18 protein-coding genes are annotated in these 18,767 nt (G+C 48.6%); 14 read left to right on the top strand and 4 right to left on the bottom strand.

All coding sequences use genetic code 11. From position 1 onward, the window contains the following. Window positions 1-183: 183 nt before the first annotated feature. Complete coding sequence (locus H9I35_RS06530; RefSeq protein WP_187418632.1) at window positions 184-885, bottom strand: FadR/GntR family transcriptional regulator; 702 nt, start codon at window positions 883-885, stop codon at window positions 184-186. A gap of 293 nt (window positions 886-1,178) precedes the next feature. Between H9I35_RS06530 and H9I35_RS06525 the strand changes: the two genes are divergently transcribed. The 8 genes from H9I35_RS06525 (at window position 1,179) to H9I35_RS06490 (ending at window position 8,853) form a co-directional block, all read left to right on the top strand. Next, a complete protein-coding gene (locus tag H9I35_RS06525) occupies window positions 1,179-2,213 on the top strand; it encodes a zinc-dependent alcohol dehydrogenase (protein ID WP_187418631.1) in 1,035 nt (344 codons plus the stop codon). Window position 2,214: 1 nt separating this feature from the next. Next, window positions 2,215-2,970: an SDR family NAD(P)-dependent oxidoreductase gene (locus H9I35_RS06520; protein ID WP_187418630.1), complete on the top strand. Its 756-nt coding sequence runs from the start codon at window positions 2,215-2,217 to the stop codon at window positions 2,968-2,970. A 19-nt stretch (window positions 2,971-2,989) separates the two neighbouring features. Then, on the top strand, window positions 2,990-3,838 hold the full coding sequence (locus H9I35_RS06515; protein WP_016521406.1) for a transketolase: 849 nt from the start codon (window positions 2,990-2,992) through the stop codon (window positions 3,836-3,838). After that, entirely contained in the window at window positions 3,835-4,767 is a 933-nt protein-coding gene (locus tag H9I35_RS06510) for a transketolase family protein (protein ID WP_187418629.1), read from the top strand. Before H9I35_RS06515 ends, H9I35_RS06510 begins: the two co-directional genes overlap by 4 nt. 44 nt (window positions 4,768-4,811) lie before the next feature. Beyond that, on the top strand, window positions 4,812-5,696 hold the full coding sequence (gene garR / locus H9I35_RS06505; protein WP_187418628.1) for a 2-hydroxy-3-oxopropionate reductase: 885 nt from the start codon (window positions 4,812-4,814) through the stop codon (window positions 5,694-5,696). A gap of 11 nt (window positions 5,697-5,707) precedes the next feature. Then, the gene (locus H9I35_RS06500; protein ID WP_187418627.1) at window positions 5,708-6,832 is read left to right on the top strand and encodes a DctP family TRAP transporter solute-binding subunit; all 1,125 of its coding nucleotides are present in this window, start codon (window positions 5,708-5,710) and stop codon (window positions 6,830-6,832) included. A 226-nt stretch (window positions 6,833-7,058) separates the two neighbouring features. Then, the gene (locus H9I35_RS06495; RefSeq protein WP_187418626.1) at window positions 7,059-7,562 is read left to right on the top strand and encodes a TRAP transporter small permease; all 504 of its coding nucleotides are present in this window, start codon (window positions 7,059-7,061) and stop codon (window positions 7,560-7,562) included. 10 nt (window positions 7,563-7,572) lie between these two features. Continuing rightward, window positions 7,573-8,853, top strand: coding sequence for a TRAP transporter large permease (locus tag H9I35_RS06490; protein WP_016521411.1), 1,281 nt, complete (start codon window positions 7,573-7,575; stop codon window positions 8,851-8,853). A 175-nt stretch (window positions 8,854-9,028) separates the two neighbouring features. Here the strand turns inward: H9I35_RS06490 and rny are convergent, their stop codons facing one another. Further along, window positions 9,029-10,561, bottom strand: a complete 1,533-nt coding sequence (rny, locus tag H9I35_RS06485; protein WP_187418625.1) for a ribonuclease Y — start codon at window positions 10,559-10,561, stop codon at window positions 9,029-9,031. 416 nt (window positions 10,562-10,977) lie between these two features. Here rny and H9I35_RS06480 point away from each other — a divergent pair, with 416 nt between their 5' ends. After that, on the top strand, window positions 10,978-12,147 hold the full coding sequence (locus H9I35_RS06480; protein ID WP_187418599.1) for an ISAs1 family transposase: 1,170 nt from the start codon (window positions 10,978-10,980) through the stop codon (window positions 12,145-12,147). Window positions 12,148-12,201: 54 nt separating this feature from the next. Here H9I35_RS06480 and cysK read toward each other — a convergent pair whose 3' ends face one another. Then, window positions 12,202-13,137: a cysteine synthase A gene (gene cysK / locus H9I35_RS06475; RefSeq protein ID WP_187418624.1), complete on the bottom strand. Its 936-nt coding sequence runs from the start codon at window positions 13,135-13,137 to the stop codon at window positions 12,202-12,204. 6 nt (window positions 13,138-13,143) lie between these two features. Beyond that, window positions 13,144-13,572 (bottom strand): RrF2 family transcriptional regulator, encoded by a 429-nt coding sequence (locus tag H9I35_RS06470; protein WP_187418623.1) that lies wholly within the window; start codon window positions 13,570-13,572, stop codon window positions 13,144-13,146. Between the two features lie 262 nt (window positions 13,573-13,834). On the opposite strand from H9I35_RS06470, the gene H9I35_RS06465 reads away from it, so the two are divergent. The 5 genes from H9I35_RS06465 (at window position 13,835) to proC (ending at window position 18,713) form a co-directional block, all read left to right on the top strand. Next, the gene (locus H9I35_RS06465; protein WP_187418622.1) at window positions 13,835-14,977 is read left to right on the top strand and encodes an HD-GYP domain-containing protein; all 1,143 of its coding nucleotides are present in this window, start codon (window positions 13,835-13,837) and stop codon (window positions 14,975-14,977) included. A 99-nt stretch (window positions 14,978-15,076) separates the two neighbouring features. Then, entirely contained in the window at window positions 15,077-15,604 is a 528-nt protein-coding gene (locus H9I35_RS06460) for a hypothetical protein (protein ID WP_187418621.1), read from the top strand. 51 nt (window positions 15,605-15,655) lie between these two features. Next, window positions 15,656-16,942, top strand: a complete 1,287-nt coding sequence (locus H9I35_RS06455) for a glutamate-5-semialdehyde dehydrogenase (protein ID WP_187418620.1) — start codon at window positions 15,656-15,658, stop codon at window positions 16,940-16,942. Beyond that, window positions 16,939-17,790 (top strand): glutamate 5-kinase, encoded by an 852-nt coding sequence (gene proB / locus H9I35_RS06450; protein WP_187418619.1) that lies wholly within the window; start codon window positions 16,939-16,941, stop codon window positions 17,788-17,790. Before H9I35_RS06455 ends, proB begins: the two co-directional genes overlap by 4 nt. Before the next feature lie 122 nt (window positions 17,791-17,912). Continuing rightward, window positions 17,913-18,713 (top strand): pyrroline-5-carboxylate reductase, encoded by an 801-nt coding sequence (gene proC / locus H9I35_RS06445; RefSeq protein WP_252722616.1) that lies wholly within the window; start codon window positions 17,913-17,915, stop codon window positions 18,711-18,713. Window positions 18,714-18,767: the final 54 nt, after the last annotated feature.

Raw genomic sequence — 18,767 nt, 5'->3', positions numbered from 1 at the left:
CAGACAGTGTTGACGGCGTTATTCGACGGGTATGCCGTGTAGAGCTGCCCGTCTTATCGTCAGCGGCGGATGATGAAAGGCGTTCCGCTGCCGGCATGCGGTGACGACGGAATTCGTCTGCACTCACAAAGGCGGCGCTTTGAGAGGAATGTTAGCTTGTTTGAAGGGCGGCTTAGTCGCTTGTTAAGATGCTTCGACGTTGATAGTGATATCCGGATGTTCGTTAAAAAAAGCGGAAATATTTTCTATCGTGGACAGCAAGTGTGCTTCCATCGCTTTTTCCGCTTCCGTGCGGTTATGAGTCTGCATCGTTTCGAGCAGGATTTTATGGTACTTGATTCCGAGTGCCGCTCCTAAAATACTCACGATGCTTTTCATAAGCGGCAGCATATAATCCTGCATTGCACTTTGCTGAATAAGGATGAGCGGGTTCTTTGTGAATTTTCCCAAAAGCATATGAAATTTGAAATCCGCCTCGGCATGGCGCGGTATATTGTTCGTCGTTGAAAGCATTTCGTCGTAGCAGGCTTGAAGTTCTGCAATCTCTTCGTCGGTTATGCGCTCGGCGGCAAGACCCGCAATGCCGCGCTCGAAAATCATGCGCGATTCCAGCGCCGAAAGAATATATTCTTTGCTGTATACGGTTTGCGGAGGTATAAGAGCGAGCGATGTACCGTTCCGGGAAATAACGACCGCTCTTTTTCCCTGTGCTATTTTGATAAATCCCTTGCTTTCCAAATCTTGCAGTGCCGATCGGATTGTCGTTTTACTTACGTGATATTCGCTGCAAAGCTGACTTTCGGCGGGAATAGCGGAATGCAAGCTCCATTTTCCGCTGAGTATTTTATGTTCCATGTCTTTTGCAATACGCTGTCGTAACATCATTTTTCTTTTATTTTCTTTTGAGATTTCACTATAATAATTTTTTTCTCCGTTTATGTCCAGTCTATAATCATATTATTTGTGATTATACCATATAATATATGTTTAGGGAAGTATATTGCATGATAAATAAAATCAGCAATTCATATTTCAATAATTCCATAGAATTATCTAAGTATTATTACAAAAAATTTATATAATTGCCTATAATACAATGAATTATATTGTTAAAAAATTTCTTGACAGCTGATATACTGTATGTTATCATAACTTATAATCTAATTAGAGGTGCATATATGAAAGCATTGTATTTTACGGCCGATAAAATGATGGAATTACGTGATATCGCTGTGCCGGTGCCGAAAAAAGGGCAGTACCTTATTCAAGTAAAGGTGTGCGGTATATGCGGTTCCGATTTTGAAGGTTATATGGGTAAAACGGGGCGCAGAACGCCTCCGATGATTATGGGACATGAATTTGCGGGCGTTATAACCGAAGCGCCGGAGGGCGGAAAATTTAAAAAAGGGGAAAGCGTCGTCGTATTTCCGAAGCCGTTTTGCGGAACCTGCGAATACTGTAAAAAAGGACTCGTAAATGTGTGTACTTCCGGAATCTGTATGGGTGTGCTTTCGGCGGACGGCGCGATGTGCGAATACGTTGCCATCGATGAAAAATATTTGATCCCGTTTTCACCGGAAAAGCTTCCGTACGATATCGCATCTATGACCGAGCCTCTTTCGGTCGCATACCGTGCCGTCTATAAAATCAGCGACGAAGAACTCCAAGCGAGCGATCATATCGTTGTCATCGGCGCCGGTACGATCGGCTTGCTTGTGACGGCTATGCTCTCCTATCGGAAGGCTAAACACATCATCGTGAGCGATACGCAGGAATTCCGCTTGGAAACGGCGAAAAAGATGGGTGCGCATACGGTCGTGAACCCTGCTTCCGGCGATTTCGAAGAAGCAATCAAAAAGGCGACGGACGGGAAAAAATGCGATTTTGCAATCGAAGCTGTGGGAATCTCGGCTACGGCGGAATCTTCTCTCGATGCGCTGAAAATCGGCGGTACGGCTATTTGGATCGGCAATGCGCAAAAGATCGTTTCAATCAATATGCAAAAAATCGTTACGACCGAGCTTTCCGTTCGCGGCAGCTACGTATACGATTTCGACGGCTTCAAAAAATGTGTGGAATTGCTCCAAAATAAAGTTATCGACGTGTCGTCGATGATTACCGACACGTATAAACTGCAGGACGGTGTGGCGGCATTTAAAGCGCTTGAAAACAACACAGACGGTAAAATGCTCAAAGTTATGCTGGAGGTGTAGCATGAGCGTAAGCGGAAAAACGATATTGATCACCGGAGGCGCCGGCGGACTCGGATTTGCGATGATCGAAGTTTTGCTTAAAAATAAAGCGAATGTCGTTATGCTCGATGTCGCTTCCGACGCCGGAAACGAAAAACTCGAAGAGCTTAAACGGGCGGGATACGATGCCGTTTCGTTTATGCAAATCGATGTGACGAAAGAAGAAGATTGGAAGCGCGTCGTCGATGATTCAGTCGAACGGTACGGCAGGATAGACGTCCTCGTCAATAACGCGGGTATCAATATCAGAAAGCCGATCGAAGAGATGAACATTTCCGAATGGAATACGATGATGTCGGTCAACACGGGTTCGGTTTTTCTCGGATGCAAATACGTCATTCCTGTAATGAAAAAGCAGGGCGGCGGTGCGATCATCAATACGTCTTCGGTGTGCGGCCTTGTCGGGCATAAGTATACGCCTGAAGCGTATACGGCTTCAAAAGGCGCCGTGACGCTGCTGACAAAAGCCGTCGCGTCGCGTTACGCACAATTCGGCATACGTTGCAATTCGATTCATCCGAGCACGGTCGACACGCCGCTTGTGCAGACACTCTTTAAAGATCCCGCGCGTAAAGCGGAAAGACTCGGCGAAGTACCGCTCGGCAGGCTTTGTTCGGTGCAGGATGTTGCAAATGCGGTTTTATTTCTTTCGGGAGATGACGCGTCGTTTATAAACGGGCTTGCGATGACGGTGGACGGCGGAGTTACCTGTTATTAAATAGTTTTTAGGAGGCTGTATGAGGTCTGATGTTGATGTGAAAAAATTGAAACTGATGGCTGCAAAAATGCGGGGGAATGTCGTTGAAATGATTCCTCCCGGAAAAGTCGGCCATCTCGGCGGCAGTTCGTCGATCTGCGATATTCTGTCGGTATTGTATTTTTACCGTATGAAGAATCTTGATCCGAAGAATCCCAAAAAGAAAAATCGCGATCGTCTTTTGCTGAGCAAAGGTCACGCCGTACTCGCCCAATATGCCGCGCTCGTTGAGCTCGGATATTTCGGGCGCGCGGAGCTCAAAAAAGTAAAAACTTTCGGCGGTATGCTGCAAGGACATCCCGATATTGATAAAACGCCCGGCCTTGAAGCGGTAACCGGTTCGCTCGGTCAGGGCTTAAGCATTTCGGCAGGTATTGCTTCGGCGCTTAAACTCGATAAAAGCGGCGCGAAAGTATTTTGTGTGTGCGGCGACGGCGAACTTGCCGAAGGGCAGATTTGGGAAGCGGCGATGAGCGCCGCAAATTATAAACTCGACAATCTCTGTCTCTTTATCGACAAAAACGATGTGCAGGCGACCGATACCGTACGCGCCGTATTCCCTATGACAACCATATCGGGGAAATTTGCGGCGTTCGGATGGCATGTCATAGAAATCGACGGGCACGATATCACTCAGATACTCGATGCCGTCGATGAAGCCGATTCCGTAAAAGGTGTGCCGACCGTTATCGTTGCGAATACCGTGAAAGGCAAGGGCTTCCCCTTTGCCGAAGGCAAGGCGCAGTTCCACAATGCCGCCCTCGATGAAAAACTGTACAAAGAAGCGCTGAACTGTGTTGAAATTATGAAAAAGGAGGCTTCAAAATGAAAGTCGAAAGTTTGCGGAAGGCCTACGGCGACGCGCTCGTCGCTTTGGGCGATAAAGACAATCGCATTGTAGCTCTTGAAGCCGATCTCGGAAAATCGACGATGAGTATTTCTTTCGGCAAAAAATATCCCGATCGCTATTTTCAAATGGGAATCGCCGAGCAGAACATGATATCGACGGCGGCGGGTCTTGCGCTTACGGGAAAGATTCCGTTCGCGAGTTCGTTTGCAGTTTTTTCTTCCGGCCGGCCGTATGATCAAATACGTTCGTCGATCGCGATTCCGAATTTGCATGTTATTATCTGCGGCTCTTCGGCCGGTTTATCAGATTACGGCGACGGGAAAACGCATCAAAGTATCGACGATATAGCGCTCATGCGCGTTCTTCCGCACATGACGGTTTTGTGTCCCTGCGATGCGCATGAAGTACATCAGATGATGAAAACGGCGCTCACCTGTAAGGGACCGGTGTATATCCGAATTTGCCGCGCGGATCTGCCCGTGCTTACCGAATCCGAAACGAGTTATTCCATCGGTAAGATGACCGAGCTTCGAAGCGGGAAAGACATCGTTATCTTTGCATGCGGCGTCATGGTTTCGCAGAGTCTTAAAGCGGCGGAAATTTTGGCAAAACAAAATATCGACGCGAAAGTTGTCAATCTGTCGACGATTAAGCCGCTCGACGTTAAGCGATTGAAAGCTTATGTGAAAGGTATGAAAGCCGTTATAACGGCGGAAGAGCATAATAAATACTGCGGTATGGGTTCGGCCGTTGCTGAAGTTTTGTGTGAAACGGGAATTCCGATCGGTATGGTTGCCGTCGACGATTGTTTCGGTACAAGCGCTGAAAATTACGACAAATTGCTTGAGGCCTATCATCTGATGCCGGAAGATATCGTTGCCAAAGCGCTTTCGATGCTGTGTAAGTGATAAAACATTCGATTCGGAGATGAAAACCTTTTATGGGAGATATTATGAAAATAGGATTTATCGGACTCGGCATTATGGGAAAGCCGATGGTAAAAAATCTTTTAAAAGCGGGACATGAAGTCGTCGCTTACGATATCGTTGCGGAAAATCTGCAGACGGCCGTGCGTGACGGCGCTGTCGCAGGAAAAAATGCCGCCGCGATTGCAGCGGAATGTCCCGTCGTTATTACGATGCTGCCCAATTCTCCGCATGTTAAAGCCGTTGTTATGGAAAAAGACGGTGTGCTTGAAGGAGCAAAAGCTGGTCTCATCCTTATCGATATGTCTTCGATCGCTCCGCTTGCCAGCAAAGAGATCTGTGAAGCCTGTAAGAAAAAAGGCGTCCGCATGCTCGATGCTCCCGTTTCCGGAGGAGAACCGAAAGCCATAGACGGAAGCCTTTCGATTATGGTCGGCGGCGATAAAGCGTTGTTTGAAGAGATGAAACCGATCCTTTCATGTATGGGCGCTTCAATCGTTTTATGCGGAGATGTCGGCGCAGGCAATACGACAAAACTTGCAAATCAAATGATCGTTGCGGGCAATATCGCGGTTTTGGCGGAAGCGCTTACGCTTGCAAAAAAGGCGGGTGTCGACCCTGAAACGGTTTTTCAGGCAATCAAAGGCGGTCTTGCCGGCTCGACGGTTATGAACGCAAAGGCGCCGATGATGATCGAAGGAAATTTCAAGCCGGGATTCAGGATCGATCTGCACATTAAAGATTTGAATAACGCGCTTGAGACAGGTCACAAAGTAGGAGCACCTATGCTCCTTACGGCGAACGTTCAGGAAATGTTCGAAATTCTTCATGCGGACGGATGCGGTTCGGACGATCACAGCGGACTTGCAAAATATTATGCAAAGATTTCCGGTTCTAAAATAGGAAAGTAAAGGAGGTTTCTATGAAATGTACGGTAAAAACACTGCTCGCGGCAGTCGCATTGACAACGCTGGTTTTCGCCGGCTGTAAAAAACGCGCCGATGCGTCGGGAGCTCCGGCAGCTTCGGAAAAAGCGGGTATAGGTGATGTTTCGCTCAGAGATTCCGATACGTCAAAAGCCGATGTCATTATCAGATTTTGTTATTACGATACCGCGACGTGGCCGAATATCGCACGCCTTCCGCTGCCGGAACACGCCTATGCGCTCACATTCAAAAGCATGGTCGAATCGCTTTCCAATAATACAATCGCCGTCGAATTGTATCCGGGAAATATGCTCGGCGATACGAAAGCGACGATGGAAATGTGCATGTCGGGCAGTATCGAAATGGTAACCTGTACAGGAACCGTTTCGGCTTTAATGCCGGAACTTCAAGTTATTTTTCTCCCGTATGTTTTTAAGGGCGATGAAGTCGCATGGGATTTTTTTGATAATAGTCCCATGTGGAAACGCATGTGCAAAGAACTTGAGAAAAAAAGCGGAATGCGCATGATTTCCGTCGGGCAAAACGGAACGCGCCATTTTACGAACAACGTGCGCCCTATCCATTCGCCGAAAGATATGAAAGGGTTGAAATTCCGTGTCATGCAGAGTCCGATCTATGTTAAGATGGTCGAAGCGATGGGGGCAAGCGCAACGCCGCTTGCATCGGGAGAAATCTATACGGCATGCCAGACGAACGTCGTTGACGGACAGGAAAATCCCGTGTGGAACATCGTCGCAAATAAATGGTACGAAGTACAAAAATACATCACGCTTGACGGACATACGTGGAGCGAAAACTTCGTAATGATCAATTCGAAGTTCTGGAATAAACTTACTCCCGAGCAGCAGCGCATTATCGAGCGTGCTGCTTATCATGCACAACAGGCAGACCGTGCGGCCGAAGATCTTGCTTCGCGCGTTCTCGATTTCGATGTTATCCGTCAGACGATGGAAGTATACGTTCCGACGGCTGAAGAACTGAAAGAATTTCAGGATGCAGCCGCTCCGACATATACGTGGCTTCGGGGACAAGTCGGCGATGCCGTCGTTGACGAATTCCTTGCTGAAATCAAAAAATCGGAAGTGAAATACGGATATTGATCTGACCGCTAAGGAAACTGTCCGAAAAATTGTACGGCGAGTAAATCTTCGGATTTAGGAGCATTACAATTAGTGCGTAAGCCCCGCAACGAGCGCGTAAGCGCGAAGTTTCGAGCGGCGTACACGTATATCCGCGAGTTTCCGAAAAAAACTCGCAGTTAAAAGCGCCGTACGATTTCAGCGGCGCTTTTAACCTCCGTCAATTTTATTGAATAAGGAAATATATATGGATATCGTCGACAAAATATGCAAAACGACGGCAAAAATTGCAACCGTACTTTCGGGGCTTTTGCTTTTATCGGTTTTTGTCGTTCTCTTTATCGAAATAAGCGGACGTTTTATGGGAAAGAGTCCCTCATGGACGGAAGAATTGTCGCGCTGGGGACTGATTGCCATGTGTTTCAGCGGAGCGAGTGCTGCGTTGTACAATAAATCGCATGTCGGTGTAAATATCATCGTTACCCGGCTGCCGTTTCCCGTTGCGAGAATCTGCACTGCAATCGCATATCTGTGCGGCATAACGCTGTGTATTTTTTTCAGCTATTATTGTTTTTTGGCTGCAATGCGTACCGTCAATCTGAAAGGCGATATCATTCCCGTATCCATGATTTATGTGAAAATGTTTTTGCCTCTCGGTTTTTTTATGATGTTCATCCAGCTTCTGGGCGGATTGATAAAATTATTCGATAAGCGGCTTGCGGCGATTGCCGACGCGACAATCGGAAGTTAAGGCGGAAACTATGAGTATATTGATTTTAATCTTCGTACTTCTTTTGGTAATCGGTTTGCCGATCGCATTTGTTCTCGGGGGAACATCTCTTTTTTATTTTTTCTTTTTAAGCAAAGTTCCGATGGAAATGATCGGACAAAAATTATATGCCGGCATCGATAACTTCGTTTTGCTGGCGATTCCGTTTTTTATACTTGCCGGTGAATTGATGAATCGGTCGAAAATTACCGATGCCCTTATCGAATTTTCGAGGATTCTGGTCGGAAAGATTCCGGGAGCGCTTGCGCAGGTGAACATCGTTGCGAGCGTTTTCTTTGCCGGCATAACCGGCGCGGGAGTCGCCGATACGGCTGCACTCGGTTCCATTTTGATTCCCGCGATGACGAAAGAAGGCTATACGCCCGAATATTCGGCGGCTGTCACGTGTACGTCATCGGTTATCGGCCCCATCATTCCTCCGTCGATCGTTATGATCATCTACGCGACGTGTACCGGCGAATCCGTCGGCGCTCTGTTTGCGGCGGGATTTATTCCCGGTTTGATGATCGCTCTCGCGCTGATGATTATGTGTTTTTACTATGCGATTAAACAGCACCATCCCCGCAGAACGGAAAAACTTACGGCGAAATTTGTTGTGACGACATTGCGGAAATCGATCGTTGCGCTTTTATGCCCGATAATTCTCATTGTCGGAATTTTTTCCGGTTACTTCACGCCGACGGAAGCTGCCGCGGTTGCGTGTCTCTATGCGATCATTGCGGGTATGTTTATACTGAAAACTCTGACACTGAAAGATATTTGGGAAAGTTTAAAGATAAGCGTCGTTGCCGGTTCCGTCATCTTGTTGCTCATCTCTATGGCCGCACTCTTTGCACAAGTACTTTCAATAGAGCGCGTTCCCGCCGCAATCGCGACCGGCATTCTCGCCTTTACGCAGAACAAATACGTATTTTTACTTATTATGAACGGCGTTTTGCTTATCGCGGGTATGCTCCTCGATGCAGGTGTCAATGTCATGCTCATTGCTCCGATCCTCTTGCCTGTTGCGATTCGGCTCGGTATTACACCGCTGCACTTTGCGTTGGTGCTCCTTGTCAATCTCAATATCGGGCTCGTAACTCCTCCGATGGGTGTGTGCCTTTTTGCTGCCGCTCCCATAGCTCGCGTAAGCTTTGAAAGGGTTGCGAAGGCGTCGCTGCCGTTTATCGCCGCCGAATTCGTTGCGCTGCTGATTATGACCTATGTTCCCGAATTGATTTTATTTGTCCCGCGCCTGCTAGGCTATCTGTAATCCATCTTAGCATCCGCGGCGGACAATGGAAAGGCGTTTTGCTGTCGGTATGCGGTGAAATCGTTTAAAAACAAAACAGGCTTTGCAAAAATTGCAAAGCCTGTTTTATCCGCCGAATCGGCGAATACAGCCGGCGGCATGCCTGTGTGCAGCGTGCCGTCGGAAACTTCCGTTTTTACCGAGCGTACTCGACGATGCGCGTTTCGCGTATCATCGTGATTCTGATCCTGCCCGGATAGCGCAGATCCGATTCGATCTGTTTTGCGATATTTTGTGCGAGCGGTTTTACCTCTTCGTCGCCCACTTTCGCGTTGTCGACGAGGATGCGCAGTTCGCGACCGGCTTGAATCGCGTACGCTTTTTCTACGCCGGAAAAACGTTCCGCCGTCTGTTCGAGGTTTTCAAGACGCTTGACGTAATTGTCGATCGTTTCTCGCCGTGCTCCCGGCCGCGCGGCCGAAATGGCATCCGCGATCTGTACGTACACCGCTTCCGTACTTGTCGGTTCGATGTCGTTGTGGTGAGCGGCGATCGCGTTGATGACGCGGGGATCCTCGCCCATTTTCCGTGCGATTTCCGCGCCGATTTCCGCGTGATTTTGATCGCTTTCCGTTTCGGCTCCCTTGCCGATGTCGTGGAGCAGTGCCGCGCGTTTTGCAAGTTCTCGGTTTCCGCCGATTTCCGCAGCGAGGGCGGCTGCAATCATCGCCACTTCTTTCGAGTGCGTGAGTACGTTTTGTCCGTAGCTAGTGCGGAAATAAAGCCGCCCGAGCGCCCGCACGCCTTCCGTCGGCATATTGTGGATGCCCAAATCGAACAGCGCTTTTTCGCCTTCTTCGTAAATTTTATTTTGCACCTCGTGCGTAACTTTTTGCACGATTTCTTCGATCCGCGCGGGGTGAATGCGGCCGTCGGATATGAGCCGTTCGAGCGCCACCTTTGCGATCTCTTTGCGCACCGGATCGAAGCACGAAATGACAACCGCTTCCGGCGTATCGTCAATGATGATATCGACACCGGTGAGCGTTTCGAGCGTGCGGATATTGCGTCCTTCCCGCCCGATAATGCGGCCCTTCATCTCGTCGCTCGGAAGAGATACCGTCGTAACGGTGATATCGCTCGTAACTTCCGGCGCGAGGCGCTGAACGATCGTTACGAGTACGTCGCGCGCCTTTTTTTCCGCCGTAAGCTGAGCTTCCTGCTCGATTTTATTGAGCAGAGCCTGCGCATCGTGGCGGGCGTCGTTTTCGAGGTTTTTGATGATAAGCTCTTTTGCCTGCTGCTGTGAAAGCCCCGACACGTGTTCCAGACGCTTTCGATATTCTTCTTCCTGCGTCATAACCGACGCTTCGCGCTTTTTCAGCGTTTCGACGCGGTCGGCAACTTCTTTGTCGCGCTTTTCGTAATCGGCAGCCCGCTGATCGAGGAGCTCCTCTTTTTTATTTACGCGGGCTTCATAGCGCTGTACTTCGGCCCGTCGTTCTCTGTTTTCCCGTTCCTGCTGGTTTCGTTCCCGAATGAGTTCATCTTTTGCATTGAGCAAAATTTCTTTTTTCTGTGCTTCAGCTTCTCGAATTGCATCCTGTTTTACACGTTCAGCTTTTTGTTCTGACGCAGATAGTTGAAATCTGGCATACAGCCATCTAATAATCCATCCAAGAATAATTCCTGCAATCGGGAGAACAATGAATAAAATGATAGTATTCATCTTCGTCTCCTTGTGTGCATGGTATAGAATAATTCAGTATACATAGTAACGTACAATCTTCAAAATGTCAAACCGAAAACGAAAAGATTTACGCGCATTTATAGGTGAAATGGAGGAATTTTGAGAGAAAAAGAGGAAAAATTGAAAAAAAGATGAACAAAGACGATCGGATTTGAACCGACTGCCACAGGATAACCTGCCTTAGCTCCTATATCGGGATTCTTTCTTTATTCATCGTGAAGGATTTGCATACGCGAGCAGTGCCGGAAACCGGCCGTTTGAAGTACTCCGCATCGATACAAGTCTTTCAAAAACGATAATACAACAGCTTTCATATAAAATCAAGTGTTTACGCACGGAAATCAATTTTTGCTCGAGTATTGTTTAAAAAGTTGATAAAGTGCTAAAGTAAGTGTATGAGGTGGGAAACATTAGAAGAAGCACTTGCAGTGCTTGAGACGGAACGGGAATACGACGGGTATTTTTGCAGCGTACAAGACGCGGTTATCATCGTGATTTTGGGAAGCTTGTGCGATTTGCAAAGCGTAAAGAAAATCCACGAGTGGGCAACGACCGAACATGTCAGAACATTTTTGGCAGAAACGTTCGGAATCAAACGAATACCGTGCTATTGGTGGCTGTTAAGCCTGCTTGGAATCATACGGCCGGAATCATTGAATGAGTGTATGAAACAATGGGTAGCTTCGGTTGTACCGGCTCTTGCAGCAAAACTTGAGACGGAAGAGAAAGAACAAAGCGCGAAGAAAAAGAAGCAGCCGTTGACGATAGCCATAGACGGAAAAGCTATCCGCTCAACGGGAAAGATGAAAAAATACGACAGTCCCTTGCATATCATCAGTGCACAGATAGGGGAATTGGGGTTGACGCTTGCCCAAAGAACGGTCGAATCAAAGAGTAATGAGATTCCTGCCGTACCGGAATTGATAAAAGAGCTTGAAATTCAGGGCTGTATGGTGGTCGCGGACGCAATGAACTGTCAAATAGAGACTGCCGAGGCGATAATTGAGGCAAAAGCGGATTATTTGTTAAGTGCGAAGGGCAATCAGGAAGCACTTATGAACGATATCGCGGAGTATGTTCAGGATACAAAGCTGAGAGTGACGATGGACAGCATCACACGAACGGAAAAGGGACATGGGCGGAAGGAAAGGCGCAGTGCGTATACGAGTGCAGATGTTTCATGGCAGCCGGGAGGACGAGTATGGCCGGAACTCAAATGTATTGGAGCAGTGCATACACGATTTGAGACGAGTAAAGGGGTGACGGAAGAATGGCATTATTATATTTCAAGTAAAGCGTTACGAGCGGAAGAGCTGCTCCATCATGCAAGAGAGGAATGGTCGGTGGAATCGATGCATTGGCTGTTGGATGTACATTTTGACGAGGACAGATGCAGGGTGCAGAGTAAGAACGTACAACAGAATCTCAATATGCTGCACAAGTTTGCGCTTAACATAATCCGCATACACAAACGTGAATCACAATCGAAGCTGCCTTTAAACGGGATTATGTTCCGTGCACTTATGAATCCTCAAGCATTATTACCGCTTTTGGGCAAAACTTGATTTCCGTGGTGTTTACGTATGTTTTTCTTTATTTTATTTTATCATTTATTCGATTCAGTCGATAAACAGCGGCGTCGAGAGGTAGCGGTCGGCGGAATCGGGAAGCAAAACGACGATCGTTTTATTTTTAAATTCCTGCCGCTTGACGATTTCGTATGAGGCATAGAGCGCTGCGCCGGAGGAGATGCCGGCAAGTATACCTTCCGTTTTTCCGAATTCTCTTGCAGCGGAAAACGCATCTTCGTTTTTAACGGCTATGACTTCGTCGTAGATTTTTCTGTCGAGCGTTTCGGGAATAAAGTTCGCTCCGAGTCCTTGCAGTTTATGCGAGCCGGCGTAGCCTTTTGAAAGAAGCGGGGATGCTGCAGGTTCTACGGCAAAGATTTTTATGCGTTTGTTTTTTGAGCGCAAAAATTTTCCGGCGCCCGAAAGGGTACCGCCCGTACCGATGCCCGCTACAAAGGCATCGACGTGTCCGCCCGAATCTTCCCAAATCTCGGGACCGGTCGTTTTGAAATGCGTATCGGGATTTACGGGATTGGTAAACTGACTCGGAATAAAGCTGTGCGGCGTTTCCTTTGCGATTTTTTCGGCTTTATCGACCGCACCTTTCATACCGAGAGTGCCGTCGGTAAGTACGATTTCGGCACCGTACGCTTTCAGTAAATTGCGCCGTTCGGCGGACATCGTTTCCGGCATCGTCAAAATGAGGCGGAGACCGCAGCTCGCGCACACCGATGCGAGACCTATACCCGTATTGCCGCTCGTCGGTTCGATGACAACCGAATCTTTTTTAATTTTGCCGGTTTTTATCCCGTCGTCTATCATAGACTTTGCAATGCGGTCTTTTACGCTGCCGGCAGGGTTCAAATATTCGAGCTTTACGAGAATGCGCGCATGAAGCGCAAGCCGCCTTTGCGTATTTTTGATTTCGACGAGCGGAGTGTGCCCGATGAGATCGGTTATTTTCGATGCGATTTTTTCAGCCATATTGTTTTAAATGCTGTAATCGACGGGTTCGGGAGCCGCGGTAAGCTGATCGAGTGTTATACCGTCGAGATACGAATTGATCGTTTTTTCAAGACCTTCCCATAATTTGAGGGTTGCGCATATTGACCGTCTGCAGCATTCGTTCGCTTCGGTTTCCAAACAGCTCACCGGTGCCAAATCGCCTTCGGTGATGCGCAGTATTTCGCCGACGGTGTATTGGTTTTGCGGGCGCGCAAGTTTGTATCCGCCTTGCGGTCCGCGCACGCTTTGCAAAAGTCCGTATTTGCTTAAAAGCGAAGTGATCTGTTCGAGATATTTTATCGAAATGCTTTGCCGTTCCGATATGTCTTTTAAAGGGATAAATTCGTCCTGTTTGTGCTGCGCCAAGTCGATCATAAAGCGGAGCGCGTATCTGCCGCGTGTTGATATTTTCATATTTTCCTACTGAGAAACTAATATATCCGATTATATCGATTTTGTAAAGAAAAAAAGAGGAAAAGCGGTTAATTACTTTATTATACTATTTACACTTTTATAAAAAATGCATATACTATACGCTCTAAAAGCGCCGCAGCTTTTCAGCGGTGCTTTTAAAATATTTCATTTTAAAAAGTTATAAAGTGAGAGAATTACAATGCAGCCTGACTCAAGCGTCAATTTTTTTGACGAAAACGAACGACGGGTAAATACCGTCGTTGTGAAGTTGTACAGTCTATTTACGTTTGCGGGTCCCGTTATGCTCGCAGCGCGGTATTTCAATATCTTTCCGAAAGCGAATTATGCGCTTTTATTCGCATATACGCTTTATTTTGCCCTTACGAGCATTTTTTTGTTTTTGTTTATACGCTTTGTTCCCTATACTCATCATACAAAATATCTCGCGCTCGGCATGCTCGAGACGATCGTTATCTTTCTTTCAATCGTGCCGGGTATATCGGTTTTTATTTTATACGTACTCGTGCCCATATTAAGCTGCGTGTATTACAACAAACGCTTTACGTATCGGGTCTTTATCGCCTGTTATATCATGATGATGATATCGCTGTATATCAGAAGCTGTGCGGCGCAGCCTTATCCTGCAGGAGCGCTCTACGGTATACGCTGGTTTATAACATACGGTACCGGGGCAACGCTCGAATACGTATTTTGCGTTATTCTTATGTACAACGTCGTATCGACGGCGCACGCGAGTCTTCAAAAACAGTATGAACAGGATATCCGTATCCGCGACATGCAGACAAAGCTCATCGCGGGTTTTGCAAACCTCGTCGAATCGAAAGATTATACGACGGGAGAACACATCAAACGTACGAGCAAATACGTGCGGCGCATCTGCCTGAAGCTGCGAGAACTCGGCTATTATACCGACGAACTTACCGACGAAGTTATCGATACGATGGTAAAAGCCGCGCCGCTCCACGATTTGGGAAAGATAAGCATTCCCGAAGATATTCTTGCGAAGCAGGGACCGCTGACGGAGCAGGAATTCGATATGATACGGAAACATCCGCTGTACGGAGCGAATTTGATTGAAAAATATCTTTCGGGTATTGAAACCGACGAATACACGGAAACCGCGCGTGCTATGACGCTCGGACATCACGAATGGTGGAACGGCGAAGGCTATCCGCAGCATGTTTCGGGAACCGATATTCCCCTTGCCGCGCGCATTATGGCGGCGGCGGATGTGCTGGACGCGCTGTTGAGCAAACGTCCGTATAAAGAAGCGCTTTCGGTCGATGAAACGGTCAATTCGATTAAACGGCTGTCGGGCAGACAGTTCGATCCGAAAGTCGTCGAAGCGGTGGAAGCTATCCGCAGCAGTCTCGTTGAAGCATAATGCCGGTGTAAGCAATGGATAATTTAATTACCTATTGACCCTTACCGATAAAGAAAGCGGCTTATTGAATAAAGGTCGGCAATATTATATTATTATTATATGGTCTGGTCGATAGAAGAGTTTATTGATAAAAAAACCGTCGATGCCCTTTCCGTATTTGTCACATCGAATGATGAAAAAGATTTTTCCGGTGCAACGGATATCATCGTACAAGCATTCGGCTTTGACAATCGATCGTTTTCGCGAAATAGCGCGAATGACGACGCCAAATTGACGGTAAGTTTTAAAAATAATCTTGCATTGCTTATTCAAAAAACATGGGTTGAAAAAACGGATATCGAATTAAAAGAACGTATTCTGTATCAGCTTGAACAATTCCGCGTCGATTCCGCACAAACGTGGAAAGCTTCTTATGCTCCGTTCCTTGATATCCTCTACAATGCGGTATACCTTATGTTCGGGGAGCAGGTTCACACGGACGATTTCAACGAATATGCGCTTCGTATCGATCCGGAATTCGGCACTTACTGGTGGTACGTCGGCAGCCTGCCGAGAAGCGCCGATTGGCCCGAAATGAAATGCCGCGATGCTATTTTGCTCGGAATGTACTTCCTTGCAAATTATTAAAATGCGGCCGGGTTCAGCGTGTTCCCGGCTTTTTCTTTTTTGAGGCTGGCAATGGATTTAAACAGTGTATGCGCTTCTCTCCGCCGAGGAGCCGAAAAACTTGCCCTGCAAACCGCCGCACAAAAAAACCGCGCGCTTTTTGCCGTTGCCGCCCGTATCGATTCCGGCCGTTCCGCGCTCCTTTCTGCGAACGCGCTTGACGTCCGCCGCGCCGAAAAGGGGGGTATGCCGCGCGCGCTTGTCGAACGGCTTTCGCTCGACGATAAAAAAATAGACGATATCATTGCGGGTATGCGCATCGTCATCGCGCAGGAAGATCCCGTGGGTGAAGTCGTCGCCGGCTGGACGACTCCGAACGGTATGCGGATACGCCAAGTGCGCGTTCCCCTCGGCGTCGCAGCTATCATCTACGAATCGCGGCCGAACGTTACCGTCGACGCATTTTGCCTCGCATACAAAAGCGGCAATGCGATTTTGCTGCGCGGATCGTCTTCCGCACTCGAATCGAATAAAGCGCTCGTCCGTGCGATCAAAGACGGATTGCAGGAAGCGGGCGTTCCCGAAGCGGTCGAACTTTCGGAAAGCGAAAGCCGCGAAGACGTCACGGAGATTTTGCACGCCGTCGGGAAAATCGATGTCGTGATTCCGCGCGGCGGCAAAGCGCTCATACAAAACGTCGTGCAAAACGCGCGCGTGCCCGTCATCGAAACGGGAAGCGGCGTATGTCATCTTTATGTCGATGAAACGGCTGATGCGGGAACGGCGGCGTCCATTGCCGAAAACGCAAAAATTCAGCGTCCCGGCGCGTGCAATGCGATCGAATGTATTTTGGTCAATAAAAAAATCGCGGATGATTTTTTGCCGCTGCTTGAAAAAAAATTGGCCGGCCGTGTGCAGCTCCGCGCGGACGATGTGTGCTATCCGATTTTGAAAGCCGCCGCAGAAAAAGACGAAGCTGCAAAGGGCGGACTCTACGGGGCGGACTGCGTCGTGCGTGCGAAAGACGAAGACTTCGGATTCGAGTTTCTCGATTACGTGTGCGCCGTTCGTGCCGTTGCCTCGGTCGACGAAGCGATCGAATTCATCAACGCGCACAACACGAAACATTCCGAATGCATCGTGACGAACGACCTCTCTCACGCCCGCAAATTTCAAGCGCAAGTCGATGCCGCCTGTGTCTACGTCAACGCATCGACGCGCTTTACCGACGGCGGTGAATTCGGCTTCGGTTCGGAGCTCGGCATAAGCACGCAAAAACTGCATGCGCGCGGGCCTATGGGTATCAAAGCGCTGACGACGACGAAATACGTCATAGACGGCGAAGGACAAATTCGATGAGCGAAACGGAAGCGGTAAACGGAAAAGCGATCGCGGAAATTATTAATCGATCGCGGAAAATCGTTATTAAAATCGGCAGCAATACGCTTGCGGATGCGACGGGTTTGCCGAACGACGGTTTTATGGAAAACTTCGCGCGTCAGGCGAAAGCGCTCATAGACTGCGGCAAACAGCTTGTCGTCGTGTCGTCCGGTGCGCAGATCAGCGGGCTCGCGACGATCAAAGAGTGGGCGCGTAAACGCGACGTTCACTACCGGCAGGCGCTGTGTGCAATCGGGCAGGTCGAACTCATGGACAGATGGCGGAGCGCGTTCAATACATACGGTCTGCATATCGGACAGCTGCTTTTGACAAAAGACGATTTTACGAACGATCACCGCACGCTCAATATACGAAATACGCTTTTTACGCTCGTCGATGAGGGCGTCGTTCCGATCATCAACGAAAACGATTCGGTGTCTTTCGATGAAATCAGGATCGGCGACAACGACAATCTGAGCGCGCTGACGGCGGTTTTGTGGAGCGCGGATCTTTTGATTTTATTCAGCGACATCGACGGCGTTTATACCGACAATCCCAAAACGAACAAAGACGCAAAACTCGTTGCGACGGTAACCGATATCGCTTCTCTTCGAAAATCGATTACGATCGGTGCGACGAATTCGTTCGGTACCGGCGGCATCGAAACGAAACTCGAAGCGGCCGAACTTTCGACGTCGTACGGCATTCCGCTCCTCCTTGCAAAGGGTACGGATACTGCGCTTGAAAATCTCGCGGCGGGAAAGGAATGCGGCACGCTCTTTTTTGCCGATCAAGAAAAATTGCTGCAGGATATCAGACGGTCTTGAAACGCGCGCCATCGTCTTTGGAAACCGGCATTGAATACGTGTTTTTGAAAACGGCGGTGCTTACGATCGGTCGTTTATTATTAATTTTTTTAAGCGAGGCGGATATGGCGGGAGCTTTCGATATGAAAAAAATCACGGTAAGCGTTATCGGATGCGGTGCGATGGGAGGCGCCGTCCTCCGCGCGCTGTGTAAAAAAATCGATCCGCAGTCGGTGAAAGTAAGCGCGAAACATTTCGAACACGCCGAAGCGATCGCGGCGGAAACGAAGTGCGCGGCAGTAAAAACGAATTCGGAAGCTGCCCGAAAAAGCGATTTCGTTTTTATCGCGGTAAAGCCCGCTTGCGTTCTTTCCGTACTTGAAGAGATTTCGAACTCTCTCAAAGACGATGCGACGGTCGTTTCCATGGTAGCCGGTATTCCGCTTGAAGCGCTCTCTAAAGCTTCCGGAAAACCCTCCGTGCGCATTATGCCGAATATGCCCGTTTCCGTAGGAGAAGGGATGACCGCCCTTGCGGCTTCAAGCGATGTAAGCGAAGAGCGCGTTGCCGCTGTACGCGCCCTCCTCGAAGCTTCGGGGAAAGTCGAACTCGTCGATGAAAAACTCATGGACTGCGTAACGGCGGTGAGCGGTTCGGGGCCGGCATACGCGTTCGTGTTTATCGAAGCGCTTGCCGATGCCGCAGTCCGCTCGGGTATGCCGAGAGCTGCGGCCTACGTCTATGCTGCGCAGACGGTAAAAGGAGCTGCCGCTGCGGTTCTTGCCGGCGGAAAAAATCCCGCCGCTCTGAAAGATGCCGTATGCTCTCCCGGCGGCACGACGATCGAAGGGGTTGCGGCTTTGGAAAAAGGCGGCTTCCGGTCGGCGGTATTCGATGCCGTAAAAGCCGCCTATGAAAAATCCGCCGCTATGAGCAAACGATAAGACGCCGGCTTGTTTTCGCAAATCGGCCGGCATCGTTTATTCTCTTTATGCGTT

The organism is Treponema sp. Marseille-Q4132 (assembly GCF_014334835.1).
Classification (GTDB): Bacteria; Spirochaetota; Spirochaetia; order Treponematales; family Treponemataceae; genus Treponema_D; species Treponema_D paredis.
The sequence above is the reverse complement of the archived record's forward strand: the minus strand, read 5'-3'. Positions and strand labels throughout refer to the sequence as shown.

Bases quoted from the DNA above. Each gene is read 5' to 3' on its own strand.
- H9I35_RS06460 (WP_187418621.1), top strand. From the start codon at position 15,077: ATGGTCTGGTCGATAGAAGAGTTTATTGATAAAAAAACCGTCGATGCC.
- H9I35_RS06525 (WP_187418631.1), top strand. From the start codon at position 1,179: ATGAAAGCATTGTATTTTACGGCCGATAAAATGATGGAATTACGTGAT.
- garR (WP_187418628.1), top strand. From the start codon at position 4,812: ATGAAAATAGGATTTATCGGACTCGGCATTATGGGAAAGCCGATGGTA.
- cysK (WP_187418624.1), bottom strand. From the start codon at position 13,137: ATGGCTGAAAAAATCGCATCGAAAATAACCGATCTCATCGGGCACACT.
- H9I35_RS06520 (WP_187418630.1), top strand. From the start codon at position 2,215: ATGAGCGTAAGCGGAAAAACGATATTGATCACCGGAGGCGCCGGCGGA.
- H9I35_RS06480 (WP_187418599.1), top strand. From the start codon at position 10,978: ATGAGGTGGGAAACATTAGAAGAAGCACTTGCAGTGCTTGAGACGGAA.
- proC (WP_252722616.1), top strand. From the start codon at position 17,913: ATGAAAAAAATCACGGTAAGCGTTATCGGATGCGGTGCGATGGGAGGC.
- H9I35_RS06495 (WP_187418626.1), top strand. From the start codon at position 7,059: ATGGATATCGTCGACAAAATATGCAAAACGACGGCAAAAATTGCAACC.
- proB (WP_187418619.1), top strand. From the start codon at position 16,939: ATGAGCGAAACGGAAGCGGTAAACGGAAAAGCGATCGCGGAAATTATT.
- H9I35_RS06470 (WP_187418623.1), bottom strand. From the start codon at position 13,572: ATGAAAATATCAACACGCGGCAGATACGCGCTCCGCTTTATGATCGAC.
- H9I35_RS06530 (WP_187418632.1), bottom strand. From the start codon at position 885: ATGATGTTACGACAGCGTATTGCAAAAGACATGGAACATAAAATACTC.
- H9I35_RS06510 (WP_187418629.1), top strand. From the start codon at position 3,835: ATGAAAGTCGAAAGTTTGCGGAAGGCCTACGGCGACGCGCTCGTCGCT.
- H9I35_RS06500 (WP_187418627.1), top strand. From the start codon at position 5,708: ATGAAATGTACGGTAAAAACACTGCTCGCGGCAGTCGCATTGACAACG.
- H9I35_RS06490 (WP_016521411.1), top strand. From the start codon at position 7,573: ATGAGTATATTGATTTTAATCTTCGTACTTCTTTTGGTAATCGGTTTG.
- rny (WP_187418625.1), bottom strand. From the start codon at position 10,561: ATGAATACTATCATTTTATTCATTGTTCTCCCGATTGCAGGAATTATT.
- H9I35_RS06455 (WP_187418620.1), top strand. From the start codon at position 15,656: ATGGATTTAAACAGTGTATGCGCTTCTCTCCGCCGAGGAGCCGAAAAA.
- H9I35_RS06515 (WP_016521406.1), top strand. From the start codon at position 2,990: ATGAGGTCTGATGTTGATGTGAAAAAATTGAAACTGATGGCTGCAAAA.